The 2754-nt window shown below is 62.5% G+C and carries 2 protein-coding genes; both read left to right on the forward strand.

The genetic code is table 11. The annotated features are described in order from the left end of the window. A partial coding sequence (locus ACXJKH_RS18225; protein WP_457321450.1) for a YbhB/YbcL family Raf kinase inhibitor-like protein occupies window positions 1–1779 on the forward strand: 1779 nt, incomplete at its 5' end. 100 nt (window positions 1780–1879) lie between these two features. Continuing rightward, window positions 1880–2230 (forward strand): hypothetical protein, encoded by a 351-nt coding sequence (locus ACXJKH_RS18230; protein WP_152153254.1) that lies wholly within the window; start codon window positions 1880–1882, stop codon window positions 2228–2230. Window positions 2231–2754 lie beyond the last annotated feature (524 nt).

A 2754-nucleotide genomic window follows, 5' to 3' on the forward strand; every position in this document is an offset into this window, starting at 1 on the left:
CCCATGAAACGGACCCTCGTATGCGCCGCCCTGCTCACGACGTTAGCGTGGCCGGCCCTTGCTCAGCAGGGCGACGGGACGGATGTCCCCGCCCGGGTCAATACGTTCAAACCCGACAAGGTTCCGGCGACCGACGAGCGCATCGCCGGCCTAAAGGTGCCCCAAGGCTTCGAGGCAAAAGCCTTCGCCAAGGAACTTCAGAACATCCGCATCATTGCCGTGGCGCCCAGCGGCGACATTTACGTTTCCCGCCGTGACCAAGGGGACGTGTTGTTGCTAAAGGACGCCAACGAGGATGGAGTCTTGGATGAAGCCCCGCGGACCGTGGCCCACCGTCCGAGTGTCCATGGATTGGCCATCGGCGACGGCCACCTCTACATGGCCACGGCGACCGAAGTGTTCCGGGCGCCTCTCAACCCCGATGGGTCTTTGGGAGCCATTGAGCGAATCATCAATGATCTCCCGGACGGCGGGCAGCACCCCAACCGGACGTTGGCGTTCGGCCCTGACGGCATGCTGTATATCAGCGTGGGTTCCTCGTGCAACGCCTGCAATGAATCCAATCCTGAGCACGCGACCGTGTTGCGCGCCTCGCCGGACGGCAAGAGCCGCACGATCTTTGCGAGTGGACTGCGCAACACCTTGGGCTTCGCTTGGGATCCGAAGACCGGCGAACTGTGGGGGATGGATCACGGCATTGATTTCCTTGGCGACGACGTGCAACCGGAGGAACTCAACCACATCGTCAAAGGCAAGCAGTATGGTTGGCCGCATATCTGGGGCAAGGATGGGCAGAATCCACAGAGCACACCTCCTGGGGAAATCACGACGGCCCAGTGGGCTCAGATGAGCGAACCCATGGTCTTGGGCTATACCGCGCATGCGGCCCCCATGCAGCTGGTCTTCTACACGGGTAACCAGTATCCCGCCGGCTTCCGAGGCGACGCGTTCGTCACCATGCGGGGGTCATGGAATCGGAAGCCGGCCTCGGGCTATGAGGTGGTGCGGATTCGGTTCCGCAACGGGCAGCCGACCGCATTCGAGCCGTTCCTCAGCGGATTCCTGACCGATGAAGGCCGGACCCATTTCGCACGCCCAGTGGGCTTGGCTGTCACGCGGGGCGGGGCACTCTTGGTGGGTGACGACGCCAACGGCGTTATTTACCGCGTGAGCTACAGCGCTGGAAAGGCCACCCCTGCTGCCCCCGCTGCTCCCCCGGCGCAGTCCCTTGAAAAGCAGGTGGCGACCGGAAACGGCGTCCCGTTAGCCCTCGATCGCGTGGCGCAGGCCCCCGAGGTTGCCGTCCGGTCCCCGGCCTTCCAAGCCGGTCAGGCGCTCTCCTCTCGATTCAGCGCGTATCACGAAGGGCTGTCGCCGCCGCTGATGTGGGATGCAGTGCAGAAAGCGGTGACCTACGTGGTGATTGTCGAGGACCCGGACTCCACGCCCATCAAGCCGTTCGTGCATTGGGTCGCTTGGAACATCCCCGCATCCGTGACCAGCTTGCCGGAGGGCGTCCAAGTCCAGCCCCGGCTGACCAACCCCGCAGGGCTCCTCCAAGGCGCAACCAGCCGCGGTTCCGTCGGCTACTACGGGCCCAGGCCCCCGGTGGGCGACCCGCCACACCACTATCACTTCCAGGTGCTGGCGCTGGACAAGAGACTCGACGTTCGTCCGGGCGCGACGCGGGATGAGGTCCTTAAGGCCGCGGCGGGCCACGTCTTGGCAAAAGGCGTCATCGTGGGCACGTATCAACAGAGCGATGCGCCGCTGAAGTGAGACACCCGCGATAGCCCTTCGGCATGCGCCCCATTGGGCGGAAATCCAATGGGGCGCGATGAGCCAGGGAAAAGACAGCGCTTCGCGATATCATAGGACCATGAGCAGTTCATCCCCAGATACCGGTGCGCCCAGACTTCTGGGCTTCGACGTCCCTGATCTACAGGAAAACGTTGATCAAACGGAAGACGAGGCGATCATTGCCATGCTGGACGTGGCACCGCATCCCAGCTGGCTTGCCCTGTTCGACGCGCGTATTGATGCGTTGAAGAACGACTTGGGCGTGGCCGGGGTGGAGGTCGACGGCCCCTCCATCCGCTTCTATGGCTCCATTTCAGACGGCAGGCGATTGGCGACCGCGGTAGCGTCGCTGATCAACGACGTGACGTTGGACTACCGAGCCCAATCCAGTGCAAACCGTGGACCCTCGGGTCCGGCAAATCCAGTCTAGGCGACCACCTGCGCAAGCAACGCCGGCCTAAGAAGCGTTCGTCCCATGCCGGCGCGCGAAGTCCTCAAATCGGACTAGGCTGATGGCTTGGTGCTCGCCACACTTGGGACAACGGAGCGTTGCACCGCCATCCAAGGGTTCAAGTCCTTGAGCGGGCGTGGCTGTGAACGCCGCACTGCATTGAAGGCAGCGACAAAAAACCCTTGTCAACTCCAAGAGTCGGTCGTCCTCACTTCTCAAACCTTCAACATCCAGAAGGTGGAAACGACCTGTATTGGGCACTGTTGCTCTCTCTAGTAGGCGGGCAGGACGGAACGCATGGCGTTTGGGCTAACACTCCCGCCTTGGTCGCCCGAGAATACTCAGTGCGGTAGGTCGAGTTGAGACTCAAGTGGCGGGTTTGTATCCACGACAAATCGCGCACCTCTGTCTTGGGGTGCATCATAACGGAGAGCCCATCCGTGGGAGGTGCAGATTTCCAAGCAGATCGCCAATCCAAGTCCAGCCCCCGTGCTGTCCCGCGG

This window comes from Stenotrophomonas sp. P5_B8 (assembly GCF_054049855.1).